Source organism: Kitasatospora sp. NPDC001540 (assembly GCF_042894345.1).
Taxonomy (GTDB): Bacteria; Actinomycetota; Actinomycetes; order Streptomycetales; family Streptomycetaceae; genus Kitasatospora; species Kitasatospora phosalacinea_C.
Window position 1 is genome coordinate 34,800 of the sequence record NZ_JBIAVO010000050.1, and the last position, 18,488, is coordinate 53,287.

The 18,488-nt window shown below is 76.4% G+C and carries 13 protein-coding genes and 1 tRNA gene; 7 read left to right on the forward strand and 7 right to left on the reverse strand.

The annotated features are described in order from the left end of the window. Positions 1–104: 104 nt before the first annotated feature. Positions 105–926, forward strand: coding sequence for a class I SAM-dependent methyltransferase (locus ACFY00_RS35230; RefSeq protein ID WP_388037547.1), 822 nt, complete (start codon positions 105–107; stop codon positions 924–926). 292 nt (positions 927–1,218) lie between these two features. On the opposite strand, the gene ACFY00_RS35235 is transcribed toward ACFY00_RS35230, so the two are convergent. Beyond that, positions 1,219–1,292, reverse strand: a tRNA-Met gene (locus tag ACFY00_RS35235). After that, positions 1,270–2,619 (reverse strand): PrsW family intramembrane metalloprotease, encoded by a 1,350-nt coding sequence (locus ACFY00_RS35240; protein WP_388037549.1) that lies wholly within the window; start codon positions 2,617–2,619, stop codon positions 1,270–1,272. The genes ACFY00_RS35235 and ACFY00_RS35240 overlap by 23 nt, the downstream gene beginning before the upstream one ends. A gap of 229 nt (positions 2,620–2,848) precedes the next feature. Here ACFY00_RS35240 and ACFY00_RS35245 point away from each other — a divergent pair, with 229 nt between their 5' ends. After that, the gene (locus tag ACFY00_RS35245; RefSeq protein ID WP_388037552.1) at positions 2,849–3,364 is read left to right on the forward strand and encodes a hypothetical protein; all 516 of its coding nucleotides are present in this window, start codon (positions 2,849–2,851) and stop codon (positions 3,362–3,364) included. Positions 3,365–3,398: 34 nt separating this feature from the next. Here ACFY00_RS35245 and trmB read toward each other — a convergent pair whose 3' ends face one another. The 3 genes from trmB to ACFY00_RS35260 all read right to left on the reverse strand — a co-directional run bounded on the left by trmB (position 3,399) and on the right by ACFY00_RS35260 (position 7,187). Beyond that, positions 3,399–4,229: a tRNA (guanosine(46)-N7)-methyltransferase TrmB gene (trmB, locus tag ACFY00_RS35250; RefSeq protein WP_388037555.1), complete on the reverse strand. Its 831-nt coding sequence runs from the start codon at positions 4,227–4,229 to the stop codon at positions 3,399–3,401. 193 nt (positions 4,230–4,422) lie between these two features. Beyond that, positions 4,423–5,655 (reverse strand): L-2-hydroxyglutarate oxidase, encoded by a 1,233-nt coding sequence (lhgO, locus tag ACFY00_RS35255; RefSeq protein ID WP_388037558.1) that lies wholly within the window; start codon positions 5,653–5,655, stop codon positions 4,423–4,425. 116 nt (positions 5,656–5,771) lie between these two features. Further along, entirely contained in the window at positions 5,772–7,187 is a 1,416-nt protein-coding gene (locus tag ACFY00_RS35260; protein WP_388037559.1) for an MFS transporter, read from the reverse strand. Positions 7,188–7,856: 669 nt separating this feature from the next. On the opposite strand from ACFY00_RS35260, the gene ACFY00_RS35265 reads away from it, so the two are divergent. From ACFY00_RS35265 to ACFY00_RS35275, 3 genes are all read left to right on the forward strand, one after another. After that, the gene (locus ACFY00_RS35265; RefSeq protein WP_388037561.1) at positions 7,857–9,938 is read left to right on the forward strand and encodes an asparagine synthase-related protein; all 2,082 of its coding nucleotides are present in this window, start codon (positions 7,857–7,859) and stop codon (positions 9,936–9,938) included. Between the two features lie 119 nt (positions 9,939–10,057). Then, entirely contained in the window at positions 10,058–10,555 is a 498-nt protein-coding gene (locus ACFY00_RS35270; protein WP_388037564.1) for a universal stress protein, read from the forward strand. Positions 10,556–10,652: 97 nt separating this feature from the next. Continuing rightward, the gene (locus ACFY00_RS35275; protein ID WP_388037566.1) at positions 10,653–11,348 is read left to right on the forward strand and encodes a DsbA family oxidoreductase; all 696 of its coding nucleotides are present in this window, start codon (positions 10,653–10,655) and stop codon (positions 11,346–11,348) included. 33 nt (positions 11,349–11,381) lie between these two features. Here ACFY00_RS35275 and ACFY00_RS35280 read toward each other — a convergent pair whose 3' ends face one another. Beyond that, on the reverse strand, positions 11,382–13,397 hold the full coding sequence (locus tag ACFY00_RS35280) for a sigma-70 family RNA polymerase sigma factor (protein WP_388037569.1): 2,016 nt from the start codon (positions 13,395–13,397) through the stop codon (positions 11,382–11,384). A 351-nt stretch (positions 13,398–13,748) separates the two neighbouring features. Beyond that, positions 13,749–14,546 (reverse strand): TetR/AcrR family transcriptional regulator, encoded by a 798-nt coding sequence (locus ACFY00_RS35285; protein WP_388037571.1) that lies wholly within the window; start codon positions 14,544–14,546, stop codon positions 13,749–13,751. 1,034 nt (positions 14,547–15,580) lie between these two features. Here ACFY00_RS35285 and ACFY00_RS35290 point away from each other — a divergent pair. Both ACFY00_RS35290 and ACFY00_RS35295 read left to right on the forward strand, forming a co-directional pair. Continuing rightward, positions 15,581–16,855, forward strand: a complete 1,275-nt coding sequence (locus tag ACFY00_RS35290) for an NAD(P)/FAD-dependent oxidoreductase (protein ID WP_388037573.1) — start codon at positions 15,581–15,583, stop codon at positions 16,853–16,855. A gap of 229 nt (positions 16,856–17,084) precedes the next feature. Further along, entirely contained in the window at positions 17,085–18,332 is a 1,248-nt protein-coding gene (locus ACFY00_RS35295; protein ID WP_388037577.1) for a PP2C family protein-serine/threonine phosphatase, read from the forward strand. Positions 18,333–18,488: the final 156 nt, after the last annotated feature.

The following is an 18,488-nucleotide window of genomic DNA, read 5'->3' on the forward strand; positions in this document are numbered from 1 at the left end:
GCTCCGCGCCCGACGGCGCCGGACGTGCGACACCCCCGGGCCCGTGGTCGGATGACCACGGGCCCGGGCCGCACCCCGGGCCCGCCGAACGTCCGGAGGCCCGCATGCACCCCACCGCCCCGCCCCGGCCCCAGGCCGCCCCGCCGGTCCTGGTCACCTCCCGGCCGCTCGACGAGTACTGCGCCTCCTTCGGCCTCACCCGCGCCCAGCTCGGTCACCTGTCCGGTCCCGTCCTCGACTGCCCCGGCGGCGCCGCCGCCCTCGCCGCCGAGGCCCGCGCCCTCGGCTGCGAGGTGCTCGCCGCCGACCCCGGCTACGCGCTCGGCCCGGACCGCCTCGCCGCGCTCGCCGCCGACGGCCGCGCCGTGATGGCCGACGCGATCCGGCGCGACCCCCGCCGCCACCTGCCCGCCGACCGCAGGCACCGCCCCGAGAAGTACCTGCGCAGCTGGGACCGCGCCCGCCACCTGTTCGCCGCCGACGCCACCGCCCACCCCGAGCGCTACGTCGCCGCCGCGCTGCCCCGGCTCCCGTTCGCCGACGGCACCTTCGCGCTCACCCTCAGCTCCTACCTGCTGTTCGCCTACCCGGCCGTCTTCGGCCCCGCCGACCAGCTCCGCGCCCTGCGCGAACTCGCCCGGGTCACCGCCCCCGGCGGCGAGGTCCGGATCCACCCGCTGTACGACGAACGCGGCCGCCCCTGCCCCCACCTCACCGAGCTGCGCGCCGCGCTCCGCCACCACGGCATCACCAGCCGCGTCCTGGCCACCCCCGGAACGGGCCGCCGCACCGCCCGCGTCCTGGCGCTGCGCCCGCAGGCCCCCCGCGGGGCGCGCGGAGCGCCTGGGAACGCAGACGGCCCGTGGGCTGCTCCTCGGACCGACCCCCCGGGGGGACGGTCCGAGGCACCGGGGATGTACCGGTGAGCCCACGGGCCGGGTGACTGCTGGGAATTCGCCTGAGCCGGAGACCGAACGGCCTCACCGCTGCGCAGGCAGGGGCGGCTCTAGCGAGCAGCCACCTCACGCATCCTGAAAGAACTCAACTCAGGATCACCTCCTTTCAGTGTGCCGCCACCATAGGCACGGCCCCCCGCGGCGGGCAACGGATTTATTCGACGAATTCGCGACGGGCCCGCGGCGGACCCGGTGGTCGGGTACGGCGGCCGGGTACGGCGAAGGCCCGGAGGCGGTGCCTCCGGGCCTTCGTGCTACTGAGTAGCGGGGACAGGATTTGAACCTGCGACCTCTGGGTTATGAGCCCAGCGAGCTACCGAGCTGCTCCACCCCGCGTCGGTGAACACGACTCTACGTGAGGCCTGCGGGAAAGGGAAATCCATTTCCCGCCCGGGCGCCCGCGCAGGTCACGGCCCGCCCCCGGAGCGGCCGACTGCCGGGTGCGACGGGTCCGCGCCCACACCGCGAAGCACACCAGGGCGGCGAAGCACGGCACCATCACCAGCCCGTACACCAGCAGGAAGCCGTCCGTGCCCAGCCCGGCGGCCGCGTTCCACACCCCGTGCAGGCCCATCGCCAGCAGCAGGCCCAGCGGCGCGCCCAGCCGGGCCGGCCAGCGCCGGGCGGTGGTCAGGGTGAGGGCCAGGCCCAGGCCGGTCAGCGCGGTGAACAGCGGGTGCGCGAACGGCGAGAGCAGCGCCCGCAGGACGAAGGTGTGCACCGTCCCGTCGAAGTCCCGCAGGCTCGGGGCCTCGCCCAGGCCGATCGCGTCCAGCCGGGCCTGCCGGTCCGCGGTGAACGCCCGCCCCAGGTACAGCGCGTTCTCGGTGAACGCGAACCCGCAGGCCGTCACCCCGCCCAGCACCACCCCCGCCGCCAGGGTGCGCGGGGAGGAGCGGGCCCGCCGACGGCCCGCCGGGGCCGGACCGGAGGGGGACGGGCTGGAGGGGGCCGGGCCGCCGGGGCCGGGCCGGTGCCGCAGCAGGCGGTGCCGACGGCCGCACGGGCGGCCCGCCCCGCAGCGGTGCCGCCGCCGCGGCAGCGGCAGCAGCAGCACCAGTAGCGCCGAGCCCTTCGCCACCTCCTCGATCAGCGGCGTCGCGAACTCCGCGCCCAGGGTCTCCCCGCGGGCGCCCCGGTGGGCGATCAGGAAGTCGCTGGCCCACCCGTTCGCCATGATCGCCACCGTGGTCGCGGCGCACGCCCCCCAGGCCAGGCAGAACAGCAGGCGCCGCACCGGCACCCGCGCCGTCCGGTTCAGCCAGGCCAGCGATCCCAGCACGAACGGCAGCGGCAGCAGCGCCAGGCCCGACCCCACCAGCAGTCCCGTCGTCCCGGTCTGCCGCTGCACCAGGCGCAGGATCAGCACCCCCGAACCCGCCAGCGCCAACGCCGCCACCGCCGAGGACAGCGCCGGACGCCGCAGCGGCCACAACCGCCGCCACAGCGGCACCGCGGCCGCCCGGCCCGCGACCGGGCCGCCCTGCTGCCCCGGGATCCGCCCGTTCAGCACCGGCCGCCCCGGCGGACGGCTCGGGAGCAGCCCGCCGGACCGGCGCACGGACGGTTCCGGCAGCGGCCGGGGAGCGTCGGAGGGCGTCGGGGGAACGGCGGCCGTGGCGGGCAGGCCGGGGGTGGACCTGCCGCTGGGCGGACTGCTCACCTGCAGCAGCGTAGGCGAAGCCCTCCCCCCGGCGGGAGGGGTCGGAACAATCCGTGCCCGCCGGGTGACGGTTCGTCAGGGAAGTGGAACCCCGTCCGCCGCCCCCGTGACATCTGTCATCACGGGTCGGTGACGCCCGTTCCTGGGCCGCGACCGGGTCCGGCGGGCACAGTGGTGACAGCCGCCGGGGAGGCACCGGGGCGACGGAGAACGACACGGGGGAGAGACCATGAACGGCACCGCGACCAGGACGCCCGCCCAGCAGGTCGAGCAGCAGGTCGAGCAGCAGGTCGAGCAGCAGGCCGCCCAGCAGGCCGAGCAGCAGCCGGTGCCGGCGGCAGTGCTGCCGAGCGTCGCGGAGATGCGCCTGCCGGTCTGGTTCTTCGGCTTCGAGGGCGTCCTGGCCGGGGCCTTCGACCTGCTCCGCGCCGCCCCCTCGGCCTGGCCCGCGCTGGTCGTCCTGGTGGCCGTCAACCTCGGCGTCTCGCTGACCATGATGCGCAGCCGCCTCAAGCTCGCCAAGCTGCTGTGGCGCGGCAAGGGCACCCGCAAGGTCGCCCTCGGCCTGGTCGGGCTGCGGCTGGGCAGCCACCTGGTGCTCGGCCTGCTCGGCGCCGCGGTGACCGGCGCGCTCGGACACGTCCTGTTCGCGCTGGTGATGAGCACGGTGACGGTCGCCCTGCTCGTCCACGTCCAGCGGACGTCGCTCGCCGCGCTGGTCGCCGCGGGCAAGGCCACCGCCTGACCCGCCGCCTGACCCGCCGCCTGGCCCGGGAGGGTCAGCGGCGGCGGAACAGCAGGTCGTGCACCACGTGGCCCTTGGCCAGGCCCGCCCGCTCGAACTTCGTCACCGGACGCCACTCGGGCCGCGGCGCGTACCCGGGCACGCTGCCCGCCGGGTGTTCCGCCGGGTCCAGCCAGCCCGAACCGTCGCCCTCCGGGTGCAGGTTCTCCAGCTCCGGCGAGCCCTCCAGCACCTGCAGCATCTGCTCCGCGTACGGCTCCCAGTCGGTCGCGCAGTGCACCAGCGCGCCGGGGGCCAGCCGGGGCAGCACCAGGTCCAGGAACGAGGACTGGATCAGGCGGCGCTTGTGGTGCTTCGGCTTCGGCCACGGGTCCGGGAAGAACACCCGCAGGCCCGCCAGCGAGGCGTCCGGCAGCATGTCGCGCAGCAGGATCACCGCGTCGCCCGCCGCCAGCCGGACGTTCTCCGAACCGTCCCGCTCCAGGAACTGCAGCAGGTTGCCGTGGCCCGGGGTGTGGACGTCCGCCGCGAGGATCCCCGCGGACGGGTCCGCGGCCGCCATCGCGGCCGTGGTGTCACCCATCCCGAAGCCGATCTCCAGCGTCACCGGCCGCCCCCCGAACAGCACCGGCAGGTCCAGCGGAGTCCCGTCGATCGCCAGCCCGTACCGCTCCCACCCGCGGTCCAGCGCGCCCGCCTGCGCCTTGGTCATCCGACCACGGCGCGGCTGGAAGCTGCGGATCCGCTGCTCGCGGTGCTGGGCCTCGGTGGCCTTGTGCGGGTACATCGGCGCGGGGTACGCCGCCGGGGCGGCGGAGAGCCGGGCCGACGCGGACAACTGGGTGCTGGGGGCGGAGGAGGTCACAATCGCACCAGTCTAAAGGAGGCCCCGCGAGACCCGGGAGGGAGTGAAACCGGTTGCGAAGGCAGGGGCGCGAGGAACTGCGCGGCCAACTTTCAACCGCCAGCAAGATCGCGACGCAGGACGGCTGGTTGCACTATCTCGCGATCTTGCTGACGTGCTCCTCCGCAGCGCGCAGTTCCCCGCGCCCCTGGTTTCACCCCGCTCGCAGGGCCGCCACCGCCCGGCGGGCGATCTCGCGGCCGATGCCGAGGGAGGCCGTCGCCGCCGGGGAGGGGGCGTTGAGGACGTGGACCACCCGGCGGGGGGAGCGGGGGTCGTCGGGGTCGAACCCGGCGAAGGCGAAGTCGTCGAGGAGGGTGCCGTCCCGGGCGACGGCCTGGGCACGGACGCCCGCGGTGGCGGGGACGAGGTCGGCCTCGGTGACGCCGGGCAGCAGGCGGCGGACGGCGGTGGTGAAGGCGCGCTTGGAGAGCGAGCGGTGCAGTTCGCCGATCTCGTAGCGCCAGTGTCGGCGGGCGATCCGCCAGGTGCCGGGGAAGCGCACCGTCTCGGCGAGGTCGCGGGCCTTGAGGGTGCGCCAGTCGTAGCCCTCGCGGGCCAGCGCCGGCACCGCGTTCGGCCCGACGTGGACGTCGCCGTGGACGCCCCGGGTGAGGTGCACGCCGAGGAAGGGGAAGGCCGGGTCGGGGACGGGGTAGACCAGGCCGCGCACCAGCCCCCGCCGTTCGGGCGTCAGTTCGTAGTACTCGCCGCGGAACGGCACGATCCGCACCCCGGGGTCGTCACCGGCCAGCCGGGCGATCCGGTCGCTGTGCAGCCCGGCGCAGTTGACCAGCACCGCGCAGCGGACCTCGCCGTGCGGGGTGGTGACGGTGACGCCGTCCGCGCGCCGGGCGATGTCCAGGACGGGGGTGTTCAGCCGCAGTTCGGCCCCGGCCCCGCCCGCGAGGGCGGCGTAGCGGCGGGCCACCTCGGGGTAGTCGCAGATGCCGGTGGTGGCGAGGTGGAGTCCGGCGATGCCGGTGACCTCGGGCTCGTGCGCCCGGATGCCGGCCGGGTCGAGCTCGGTGAGCGGGATGCCGTTGGCCCGGCCGCGTTCGGCGAGGGCGGCGAGGCGGGGGAGTTCGGCGGGGTCGGTGGCGACGATCAGCTTGCCGGTGACCTCGTGGGCGATGCCCTGCTCGCGGCAGAACGCGACCATCTCGCGGGCCCCGTCGGTGGCGTACCGGGCCTTGAGCGAGCCGGGGCGGTAGTAGACGCCGCTGTGGATCACCCCGCTGTTGCGGCCGGTCTGGTGGGTGGCGGGCGCGGCCTCCTTCTCCAGCACGGCGACGCCGGTGCCGGGGTGCTCGCGGGTGAGCGCGTACGCGGTGGACAGGCCGACGATGCCGCCGCCGACCACCAGGACCTGGACGTCGTGCCTCAACCCCGCCACCCCTCAGCTCGGAAGACCGCTCCGATGGTGCCACGGCCCGCTCGCCCGGCGGAGGCCGTTCGGGAGGGAGGCCGTTCGGGAGGGAGCGCGTTCGGGAGGGAGGCCGTTCAGGAAGTGGCCAGGACCAGGCGGGCGCGCTCGGTCAGCTCCTTGACGCGCTGCTCGTTCTGGTAGGGCTCCAGCCGGCGCAGCAGTTCGACCACGTACTCGCGGCTGCGGTGCGAGGAGATCCGCCCGGCCACCTCGACGGCCCGCTCCCCGGCGGCGACTGCGGCGTCCAGGTCGCCCGCCTCGGCCTCGGCCATCGCGGAGACCACCAGCCGCAGGCCGTGCGAGCGGACGTAGCCCTCGGTGGGGCGGGCCAGCGCCTCGCGGGTGAACTGGCGGACCTTGGACGGGACGCCGAGGTCGCGGAAGCACTCGGCGGCGTCGGCGGCGAGGCGGTCGTAGGCGAAGAAGTCGATCCAGGTCGGGTCCTGGTCGCCGGGGCGGGCGCGGTCGAGGGCGGCCTCGGCGGCGGCCAGCGCGCTGCCGCAGGCGGCGGCGTTGCCGGCCTTGGCGTGGGCGCGGGCCTCGACCAGGTGGAAGAAGCTCATGGTGCGGGCGGTGGCCAGGCCCCGGTTGCGCTCCAGGGCGGCCTGGGCCAGGTCGACGGCCTCGTCGGGGAAGGAGCGGTAGGCGGCCTGCAGGCTCATCGAGGCCAGCACGTACCCGCCGAGCGGCACGTCACCGGCGGCGCGGGCCAGCCGCAGGGCCTGGATGTAGTAGCGCTGGGCGGCCTCGTGCTGGCCGGTGTCGAAGGCCATCCAGCCCGCCAGCCTGGTCAGTTCGGCGGTGGCGCCGAACAGCGCCCGGCCGACCGCGTCGCTGTACGAGGCCAGCAGCAGCGGGGCGGCCTCGACCCGCAGGCACTCCGGCACCATCGAGGAGCGCCAGTCGCCGCCGCCGTACTTGGAGTCCCAGCGGCGGGCCTCCTGGGCGGCCTCGCGCAGCTTCGCCGCGTCCGCGTGCCCCACCCGGTAGCCGGTCAGGTCGGGGACGGCCTCGCGGGCCACCGAGCCGTCCGCGGGCGTGATCAGCCAGCGCGAGACGGGGGTGGCGTACGCGGCGACCGAGAAGGTGCCCGCCAGGGTGTCGCTCCACCGGCCGCCGCCGGGGCCGCGCCGCAGGTCCAGGTCGACCCGCCACAGCTCGGTCGCGGAGCGGACCGCCTCCGGGACCTCGCGCGGGAACTCCAGGCCCAGTTCGGGCGTGGGGTGCGAGTCGGCGAGGCCGATCTCCTCCAGCGGGACGGGGCGGCCGAGCTTGTTGCCGAGCGCGGTGGCGATCAGGTGCGGCACCGGGCGCTGCGGGACCATCCCCTTGGTCACCCAGCGGGCCACCGAGGTCTTGTCGTAACGGAGGGTCAGGCCGCGTTGCGCGCCCAGGTCGTTGACCCGGCGGGCGAGCCCGGCGTTGCTGATCTGGGCGAGCGCGAGGAGGGCCCCGAGCCGGTCGTTCGGCCCTCGTGAGCTGACGGTCATGGTGGCGGTGGCACCCCCTGGCGACGTCGTGCGCGGATGGCGGCGAGTCGCGACGACCGCGGTACGCCACCGGACTGCTTGCACCTAGCGTAGTCGCCCGCGTTCCGACGGTTAAGAGGCCGCATTCCGGTTGGCGGGAACGCGCCGCGTCCACGCCGGGCGCCCGGACGCCCGCCGGGCGCCCCGCGGGCAGGTGCCGGACGCCCGTGCTCCGGTCCCGTGCCCGCGTGCGCCATCCGTGCTCCCTGGCCGCAGCGGCAGGTGGGCGATTCGCTAAGGCCTGTGGATCGGCCCGCCGTCGAGGACCCGGCGGGCCGGGGGAAACGCTGCCTCCGTCCCCGCGGGCAGCTGCGCGTCCGGGAGGGCATGCGGATGCCCTCCCGGGCCGTGCGACGGCTTTCGGCCAACTTCGGCCGGACCGTGACGGTCGAGGCCGTTCCCCGCGCCGTCCTGCCCGGCCACCGGCCTTGCCCCGGACGGGAGTTCGAGACCCGCACGGTCCGGGCCCCGGAGGGGGAGGCCCGGTCCGTGCGTCCTCCCGTTCCCGGTGCCCGAAAGCCTGGCGCTCAACCGCCCCATCGGTGGCACGATGTCTCCTGACGGCGCGCCAACCCCGTACGCCCGCCCCGGGTTCCGTCGCGCGCCCGCAGCACCACAGGTGGAGGCGCGATGCGGTGGCTCACCGGCTGGAGCGGCCTGACCGCCGCCGACCCGACCCTGGCCGCGGTCCGCCCGATCGCCGGCACCCTGCTCTGGGGCGGCCCCAATCCGCTCTGGGCGGTCGGCGACTGGCGCCCCGACGAACTGCGCCTCGCCGTGCTCCGCCCCGGCGGCCCCGCCACCGTCCGCGGCGGCCTCGACCCGGGCGACCCCACCGACAACGCCGACCACGACACCCCCGCCACCCTGCGCCTCGCCGTCGCGGGCCGCTGCGGCGCCACCGACCGCGAACTCGCCGACGGCCTGGCCGCCGCCCGCGGCGGCGCGCTGCGCCACCTCACCCACTGGCCCGGCAGCTACACCGTCGTGCTGCGGGCCGGCACCCGCTCCACCGTGCTGCTCACCGACCTGTCCGGCGCCCAGCCGGTCTTCCACACCCCGTTCGCGGGCGGCACCGCCTACGCCACCGCCGCCCTCCCGCTCGCCGACCTGGTCGGCGCCCCCGTCGACGCCGCCCACCTGGCCGCCCGGCTCGCCACCCCCGAGACCCCCGAGGCGCTCGGCGACCGCACCCCCTACCGGGGCGTGCGCCGCGTCCCGCCCGGCCACGCGCTCGGCATCCGCGGCGGACGGGCCGACCGCACCTCGTACCTGGACGACCCCGCCGAGGAACGCGCCGAGGCCCCCGCCGTCCGCGAGCTCACCCGCGCCCTGCTGGAGGCCGTCCGCTGCCGGGTCCGCGCCACGGTCCCCGCCGACCGGCCCCGGCTCGGCGTCGACCTCTCCTACGGCACCGCGTCCGCCACCGTCGCCCTGCTCGCCGCCGCCGTCCCGCTGCCGCCCGGGCCCGGCGCCGACGCCGCCCCCGAACGGCCCGCCGCCCGCACCGGCGCGGTCAAGGGCTCCTGGGCCCGCCGCGCCGAACCGCCCGAACCCGAGACCCTGCCCGCCGTCACCCTCGGCGACGCCGAGGGGCTCGCCCTCGCCGTCCACGCTCCCCGGCTGCGCCATCTGGTCGTCCCGCCCGTCGCCCCGTACGCCGACCTCGCCGACCCCCTCGCCGGGCCGCTCACCGACGAACCCGGCCCCGCCCTGGTCGACGCCGCCCGGTACGCCGCCGCGCACCGGCTCGGCGGCGCCGACCACCTCACCGGCCACGGCGCCCGCCAGGTCCTGGACGGCCACCCCGCCCGGCTCGCCGACCTGGTCCGCTCCGGCCGCCCGCTCGACCTGCTCGCCCCGATCGCCGCCCTGGCCGGCGCCGACCGGGCCACCGCGGGCGCCCTCACCGGCACCCTGCACACCCCCGTCACCGTCCTGCGCGCCGCCCGCCGCCTGGCCCGCACCCGCTACGCCGACGCCCTCGACGACCTGGCCCTGAAGCTGACTCTCCGTCAGGAGCCCGTCCAGGGGCGGACGATGGGCCGCGCCCTGGCCGCCGACCTGACCTGGCACCGCCCCGGTCCCGCCGCCCACCTGCTCGCCGACGAACCGCTCGCCGCCCTCGCCCAGCACCTGCGCACCGCCGCCCGCGACAGCGCCCCCACCGAACCCCCCGGCGCCCGCCGCGCCCGCCTCGCCCTGCACCGGCACGCCGCCCACTACCGCACCCTGGTGCACGCCACCGAACAGCACGGCCAACGCCTGCACGCCCCCTTCCTCGACAACCAGGTCGTCCGCGCCGCCCGCCTGCTCCCCGACGACCTGCGCCTGCAGCCCGGTGCCCGGCACGCCCTGCTCGCCGCCGTCCTGGCCGGAGCCGGGCGCACCGACCTGCCCGCCGACTGGGGCCGCGCCCCCGGCCCCGACCCGTACGACCCCGCCCGCCGCGGACTGCGCGCCGCCGCCCCCGCCCTCGCCGAACTGCTCGACCGCCCGCTGCTGGGCGAAGCCGGACTGCTCGACACCCCCGCCGCCCGCAAGACCCTCGCCACCGCCACCGACCCCGCGCAGACCGCCCCGCCCGGCACCCTCGCCGCCCTCGCCGAGCTGCTCGCCGTCGAACTCTGGCTCCGCCGCCTCGCCGCCCGCCGCCCCGGTTCCTCCTGGACCGGCCTGCCCGCCCCGCGCCGCACCGCCCTGGAGACCTGACCGCCGGGCACGGCCGCCGCACCGCCCCGGAAACCTGGCCGGCCCCGGGCGCGGCTGCCCCGCCGCCGGGCGCCCGCTGGGTAGCGTCGAGCACCCCAGCCCCTCCCGGAGACCGCGCCATGACCGCCACCCTCCCCGTCCACCACGAGCCGCCGCCGCCCGGCCCCGCGATCCTGGCGGGCTGCGACGGCTCCGACGCCGCGCTCTGGGCCCTCGACCGGGCCATGACCGAGGCCGAGGCGCACCGCCTCCCGCTGTACGTCCTCGCCGTGGTCAACCCCTCGCCCACCGGCTACCCGCCCGGCATGGCCGACCTCGTCCAGGAGAGCACCGAGCGGCTGACCGAGAGCATGTCCGACGGCCTGCGCCGGGCCGTCGCCACCGTCCAGTCCGCCCGCACCCGCCCGTACGCCGGGCCGCTCACCCTGCACGTCGTCCTCGGCAACGTCATCGACCTCCTGCTGCAGGCCGCCGACGGACGCCACACCCTGGTCGTCGGCACCCGGGGCAACGGCGGCTTCGCCCGGCTGCTGCTGGGCTCGGTCAGCACCGCCGCCGTGCACCACGCGACCTGCCCGGTGCTGGTCGTCCCCCCGCCCCCCGCCGAGGAGGGCTGAGCGGGGCGACCGGAATGTCCGTGAATGGTTGAGCGTTCACCTTCCGTCGAACGGCCGTCCGGCCCTCCCCCGACCCCCGACAGGAGCACGCCCCGCCATGAAGGTCGAAATCTACTCGGACATCGCCTGCCCCTGGTGCTACGTCGGCAAGCGGCGGTTCGAGCAGGCGCTCGGGCAGTTCGAGGGCAGGGACGGCGTCGAGGTGGTCTACCGCCCCTACCAGCTCGTCCCCGACGCTCCCGAGCAGGCCCGCCCGCACCGCGAGTGGCTCGCCGAGCGCTACGGCCCGCAGTCCCTCGCCATGGACGCCCGGATCACCGAGGTCGGCAAGGCCGTCGGCATCGACTACGACTTCGACGCCGCCCTGGAGGTCAACACCCTCCGCGCCCACCGCCTGCTCCACCTCGCCGAGACCGAGTACGGCACCGCCGTGCAGGCCGCCCTCAAGGAACGCCTCCTCAAGGCGCACTTCTCCGAGGGCGTCGACGTCGGCGACGTCGAGGCCCTCGCCGACCTCGCCGCCGAGACCGGCATCGACCGCGACCGCGCCGCGACCTACCTGGCCGGCGACGAGGGCGAGGCCGAGACCCGCGCCGCCCTCGCCGAAGCCCGCGCCATCGGCGTCACCGCCGTCCCCACCTTCGTCTTCGAGGGCAAGTGGGCCGTCCAGGGCGGCCAGGAGGCCGAGACCTTCCTCCAGGTCCTCCGCCAGGTCGAGGCCGAGACCGGCCGGCAGATCACCCCGATCGCCCCGCCCGCCGCCACCTGCGAGGACGGCACCTGCGCGGTCTGAGGCCCGCCGCGCCCCCGTCCGGCTCCCGGCCCCTCAGCAGGTGAGCCCGGCCTGCGCCCAGTCCGCCAGGTCGACGACCGGGACGGAGCCGCGGACCGGGGTGACCACCAGGCGGATGGACGTCTGCCCGTCCAGCGGCACGTGCACGGCGACCGGGGGATCGTCCGCCGACATCGCGGGGGAGCGCCACAGCACCCGGCCGTCGTCCCCCTGCACCGAGAACACCACCTCGCCGTAGGTGACGCCGAAGTCGTCCAGCCCGGCGACCGCGTCGAACGAACGGCAGGGCCGGTTCAGGTCGACGGTCACCCCGGAGGGCACCCGGGCCGCCAGCACGTGCTGGTAGCGGGTGCCGTGCAGCCAGGCCGCAGGCCGTTGCAGGACCTGCCCGGCGCCGCGGATGCTCGGGCTGTCGGCCGCGCTCCGGTGGCCGCGGTTCAGCGGCACCTCGTCCAGCCAGAACTGGCGCGCCACCACCACCGGGGGCGAGGGCGAGGGTGGTGTCGGGGACGGTGACGGGCTCGGCGTCGGCGAGGGCTTGGGAGTCGGCGTGGGCGACGGCACGGGCGGGGCCACCCGCCGCGGGGCGGGCGTCGGCGAGGGCTTGGGCGTCGGTGTCGGAGTCGGCGACGGGGTGGGCGTCGGTGTCGGAGTCGGCGACGGCGTGGGGGACGGCGACGGCCGCGGGGCCGGACTCGGCGGCGGCGTCTCCGGAGCGACGGTGGCCGGTGGCGCGGCCACCTGCGCGGCGGGCTCCGGCGAGCCGGTGAGCGCGAACGCGGCGACGGCCGCCGCGACGACGGCGATCCCGGCCGCGATCCCGGCCTTGGCCGCGGTGCCGAGCCCTTCCCCGGCCGCGGCCGCCGCCCCGCCGCCGGAGGACCCGGCGCCCCCGGCCGCCCCCGCGGCGCCCGCCGCCCCCGCGGCCGCTCCCGCCGTGCCGGTCGTCGTCCCGCCGACCACGGCCGTCCCGCCCGCGACCGCGCCGGTGACGGCGGCACCGCCGACGGCCGCGGCCGCGACGGCGGACCCGCCGGTGCCGAGCCAGAGCAGCGCGCCGCCCGGCAGCACGGCGCGCAGGCCGTGGTTGATGTCGGCGAGCTCCAGGTACGCGGCGGTGCAGCGGGTGCAGTCCTGGACGTGCTTGCCGACCTCCGCGGAGGCGCGCTTGCGCAGCGAGCCGCGGGCGTACGCGCCGAGCCGGTTGGCGTACCCGGCGCAGCCGGACTCCTGGCTGCCCGACACGTGCGCCTGCAGGAACGCGGCGGCCAGCCGGTCGCGGGCCCGGTGGGCCTGGACGGCGGTGGCGTTGGCGGTCTTGCCGAGCAGCACGGCGACCGTCTTGGGGGACTCCCGTTCGACCTCGGTGTGCCAGAGCACCACCCGGTCGTCCTCGGGCAGTTCGGCGTACGCGCGCATCACCATGCGCTGGTCGGCCAGGGCGAGCGCCCAGGCGTCGGCGCCGGGGTCGGCGAGGTCGAACTCGACGGTGGCGGCGGAGGCCTCGGCGAAGTCGGTGAAGTCGTCGACCAGTTGCTCGCGCCGGTCGGAGCGGGTCCAGGCGGCGGCCACGTTGCGCACCGCCGTCAGCAGGTAGGCGCGGACGGCGAACTCGGGCCCCTTGCCGGCCCTGAGCGCCTGCAGCGTCCGGGCGAACACCTCGCCCGCGAGGTCCTCCGCGGTGAAGCTGTCCCGGCAGCAGGTACGGGCGTAGCGGCGGACGGAGTCCGCGTGGCGGCGGTAGATCTCCTCGTACGCGGCGTCGTCCCCGGCCCGGACGCGGGCGGTCAACTCGGCGTCGGAGGGCGGGCGTTCGCCGTCCACCGGATCGGCGGGGGCGGGCACCACGGCGCGCGCCGGGGACTCCTCGCCGATGAACGCCTCGGGGGCGACGCCGCCCTGCCCGGCGGGGGCCTGGCCGGGCACCCGCCCGCTCAGCGACTCCCGGGCCGGGCTGCCGCCCTGGTCCGGGACCTGGCCCGGCGCCTGGCCCGGCGCCTCCAGGCCGGAGCCGAACTCGCCCGCGTCGCCCTGCTCGTCGGGGTTCACCGGGCACCGCCCCGGCGTGCGGCGCACGGCAGGGCCCGCCCCCTGGAGTCGACGGCGGTCACGGTGCGCAACGGGACAATGGCTCCAACCACGGGCAAAGAATGGCATAGCGCAGGGACCACCGGTAGCCGGGTCGGCACCGCCCCACCCCTCCGGGTCGTCGCTCGCCGAAGTGTTCGGAACTCGGCGGCACAGGCACCGCGCGTACCCGGAACGTTCCGCGCCGCTTCCGTCCCGGCCCGCGCGCCCGGTGGCTCCCCGTCACCCGAACGGTGTGCCGCGACCGGCCCGGGACCGGCCCCGCGACGGCCGACCCGTACGGTGCGTCAACTCCCCGTGCGACGGCGTCGGTCAGGCCGCGCGCAGCCCTTGCAGCAGGATCTGCAGCAGCCGGTGCCCCGCCCCGCCCTCGGTCTCGCCCTCCCGGACCGGGACGGCCGCGGAGGCGTGCACCGGCACCGCGGCCGTCAGCACCAGCACCACGTCCGCCACCGTCACTCCGGGCCGCAGCTCCCCGGCCGCGCCCGCCCGGGCCACCAGCGCCGCCAGCAACTGCAGCAGCAGCCGCGGGTCGGCGCTCTGCTCTCCCTCGGCCGCCGCGCCGCCGAACGCCCGCAGGTCGCCGCCGCGCTGCTCGGGGACCCGGCCGATCTCCTCCGCGTACCGGAACGCCTCCGGCGGCAGCAGCCGGCCCGCGCCCGAGGCCGCCGCCCGCTGCAGGAAGCCCGCCAGCGCGTCCCACGGGCCGGTCAGGCCGCCGTACAGCGACTCCCGGGCCTGCGCGGTCAGCCAGGAGACCTCCTCGGCGGCGATCCGCTGGACCAGCACCTCCTTGCTGGGGAAGCGCCGGTACACGGTGCCCACGCCGACCCCGGCCCGCCGGGCGACCTCCTCCATCGGCGCCCCGTACCCGAGTTCGCCGAACACCTCGCGGGCGGCCCGCAGCACGCTCTCCAGGTTCCGCCGGGCGTCCACCCGCAGCCGCGAGCCCGCACCCCGCCCCGACCCGTCCGGCCGATCGCCGCTGTTGCCCGGGTAGCCGTACCGCTCCCGCTCGTCGGGCCCGCGCTGCTCCGGCACCACGTCCACCGCGGCCCGTCCGAACGCCGCGACCGGCACCCGCCCCGCCAACTGATCCTGCTCCGACATGCCAAACCTCCCCCGAGGCACCCCGTCCCGGGTACCCGAACGGCTACTGCGCCCCCTGGTGTGCGCTGCCGACACCGGCCGTGGTCCGACGTCCGCGCACTACCTTCCCCGGTTGGCTCCCGTGCAGTCCGCGCCGACGCCACCAGGTCCAGGACGAAAGGACCGGCACCATCGGCGGTCCGAAGCACAATCCGACCATAGTTCAGGGAAGTTCGCCGCAGAAGTGGACCACTCGCCGTCCCGGACCGGCCCGATCCGGGCCCTACGTGCGGACAAACCCCCTCAGGCACCACCCGCCGGCCCACGTGAGACGGATCACAGTCCCGGACATCCGACCCGGAACGCCCCCTCCGCCCCGACTCGCCTTCCTTTGCCGAATCTTGACGCTACGTCAGGTGACGGGAAAGGTGCTGCTCCGAGGGAACGGCAACGGTCGAACGTGCACGTTTCCGCCGTTGGCGCGACCCGCGCACTCGTACGACAACCACACGCATCGCTGAACTCATGGGGGCACGGCAGGGCAAGCCGGAGGTCCGGAGCCGGAGTCGAGCACGCCGGGGGCCCGGGCGCCGCGCCCGAGCGGGCCCGGGCCGGTCGGGCCGCAGGGCTTCGACGTGCGCGCCGACCACCGGGGCGGCGACCCGGACGCTCGTCAACCGTCCGAATCCCCGTCGCTCGCGATGGCGTTCCCCTACAACGGGGGTGCAACGGGGGCCGGAACGCAGACGGCGACGGGAACGGCTGCGCCAAGGTGCGGCGGCCACCCGTTCCCGGACACCCGGATCCCCTGCCGACCCACCGTGCCGTCCCGCCACCCCACCGGCCGGGGCGGTGCGGTGCGTCGCGGGCCCGCTCCCGGTAACCGGATTCGGCCCGATCCGGCCCGGAGTGTGGACAAGAGACCACCGCCGGGTGCGTCATAGGGGGAACGTGAAACGGGTCACAGCCCCAGGGCCGGCCGGAGGTGCCCCATTCGAGTCCTGATCATCGGCGGCGGCTGCGCCGGACTGAGCGCCGCGCTGCGCCTCCAGCAGTTGCTGCGCGCCCAGTTGAAGTCCCGCCGGGTCGAACTGACGATCGTCGAGCCGCAGCCCTACCTGACCTTCCAGCCGCTGCTGGCCGAGGTCGCGGCGGGCTCCATCGACCCGCGCCACGTGGTCGTCCCGCTGCGCACCGCGCTCCCCGACTGCCGGGTGCTCACCGCCCGCGTCACCAGGATCGACCACGCCGCCCGCACCGCCTGGGTGGACGCCGCCCCGCGCGGCGAACTCCGGCTGCCCACCGAAGTCCCGTACGACGTCCTGGTGATGGCCCCGGGCTCGGTCTCCCGCACCGCCCCCGTCCCCGGCCTCGCCGAGCACGGGATGGGCTTCGCCACCGTCGGGGAGGCGGTCGCCCTGCGCAACCACGTGCTGGAGCAGCTCGACCTCGCCTCCTCCACCCGCGACCCCGAACTGCGCCACGCCGCCCTGACCTTCGTCTTCGTCGGCGGCGGCTACGCGGGCGTCGGCGCGCTCGCCGAGCTGGAGGACATGGCCCGCACCGCCACCAAGGGCTACCACAACATCGACCCCGACGACCTGCGGTGGATCCTGGTCGAGGCCAAGGACCGCATCCTCGGCGAGGAGACCCCCGAACTCGCCGCCCACACCCTCGCCGAACTACGCGAGCGCAACATCGACGTCCGGCTCTCCACCACCCTCGAGTCCGCCGCCGACCAGCTGATGCTGCTCTCCGACGGCAGCCGCTTCGCCGCCCGCACCCTGGTCTGGACGGCCGGCATCCGCCCCGCCCCCGTGCTCTCCCTCACGGACCTCCCGCTCGACGGCGCGGGCCGGCTCACCTGCCTGCCCACGCTGCGGATCGTCGCCCCCGACGGCACCCCCCTCCCCGACGCCTGGGCCGCCGGGGACTGCGCCGCCGTCCCCGACCACACCGGCGAACCCTGCGCCCCCAACGCCCAGCACGCCCTCGCCCAGGCCAAGCTGCTCGCCGAGAACCTGGCCGCCGACCTGGCCGGCCAGCCGCTCACCCCCTACCGCCCCGACCATCCCGCCTGCTCCACCTCGCTCGGCCTGCACCGCGCCGTCGCCCACACCCGGCGCGGCACCCGTCTCACCGGCCGCCGCGCCTGGTGGCTGCACCGCGCCCGCCAACTGCGCCGCCTGCCCACCCGGGAGCGGCGGATCCGGGTGCTGACGGACTGGCTGTTCGGCGGCCTCTTCCCGCGCGAAATCGTCTCGCTGGGCACCATCGAGCACCCCCGGGCCGAATTCGAGTCCGGGTTCACCACCGGCCCCGGCACCTGACCCCCGCACCCCCGGCCCAGGAGCGCGCCCCCCGCGTGCGCCCGTCGGAACGCGCCGTACCGGGGTCTCGACTTCCGGAATCACACCGGAGCCTGACAGGATCGACCCGACGGAACCATCACGGCGAGTGCTGAATCGCGCACAAATTGTGATCATCACACTGCAGCCGTCCATCCCTGCAGGCACCACCCCCCCATCAGTCCCGAGGAAGCGGCCGACGTTGAACCTCATGCGCTGGAGCGCCCGGCTCACCGGAGCCGCCTGGCGGGCCACCCCCGCCACCGCGGACGAACCCGTCACCGTCCCCGGCCCGCGCGACCCGGCCGCCGTCGGCCCCGGCCCCGACCCCCGCGACCCCGAGCAGCTCTACGACCTCCGCGAGGTGCTCCGCCGCCTGCCCGCCCCCGTCGCCCTCACCCACGGCCCCCAGCACCAACTCGGCTACGCCAACCAGGCCTACCGCGACCTGTTCGGCGCCCGCACCCCCGGCCGCCCCGCCGCCGAGTCCCTCCCCGAACTCGCCACCCTCGGCGTGCTCCCGCTGCTCGACCAGGTCCTGCGCAGCGGACGTCCGCGCAGCGTGAAGTCCCGCTGCATCCTCGGCCTCGGCGGCAACCGCTACTACAACATCGCCTGCGTCCCGCTCGGCCCCGACCAGCACGCCACCCCTGCCGGGGTCCTGGTCTTCGCCACCGAGGTCACCGACCAGGTCCAGTCCGCCGGACGCCTCCGCGAAGCCGAACGCCGCCAACGCGAAGCCGCCGTCACCCTCCAGCACAGCCTCCTCCCGCAGAAACTCGAACAGCCCGCCGACCTCCACGTCGCCGCCACCTACCAACCCGGCGGCGCCGACGCCGCGGTCGGCGGCGACTGGTACGACGTCATCGGCCTCGGCGGCGGACGGACCGCCCTCGTCATCGGCGACGTCATGGGCCGCGGCCTGCGCGCCGCCGCCGTCATGGGCCAGCTCCGCACCGCCGTCCGCGCCTACGCCCGCCTCGACCTCCCCCCGCACGAGGTGATGACCCTCCTCGACGGCCTCGCCATGGAGATCGACGCCAACCAGATCGCCACCTGCACCTACGCGGTCTGGGACCCGACCGCCACCACCCTCGTCTACGCCTCGGCCGGCCACCTCCCCCTCCTCCTCCGCGGTCCCGACGGCACCGTCCTCCACGGCGAGGAACAGAACGGCCCACCCCTCGGCACCGGCGGCGCGGGCCACCTCTCCCACACCCTCCGCCTCCTCCCCGGCACCACCGGCGTCCTCTACACCGACGGCCTGGTCGAACGCCGCGACCAGGACATCGACCAGGGCATCGACCAACTCGCCCACACCCTCCGCGGCCCCGTCGGCACCCCCGACACCGTCTGCGCCCGCCTCCTGCGCGCCCTCGGCGTCACCGCGGAGCACGACGACGACGTCGCGGTGCTGGTCTTCCAGGTGCCTCTTGATCCCGAGCCCGCAGGTGTGTAGAGTTCTTCGAGTTGCCTGACAGGGAGCACCGAGCACGCATCTGTGTGGACGGTCCCGGGGTGGCCAATCCCTTGGAAAACCAGTGAGCTGATCCGTGACGGGTCGCGTCCTTTTCGCGTCCCCGTTCGTATTCCGCTGTGCGGTTTTCCGGAGATT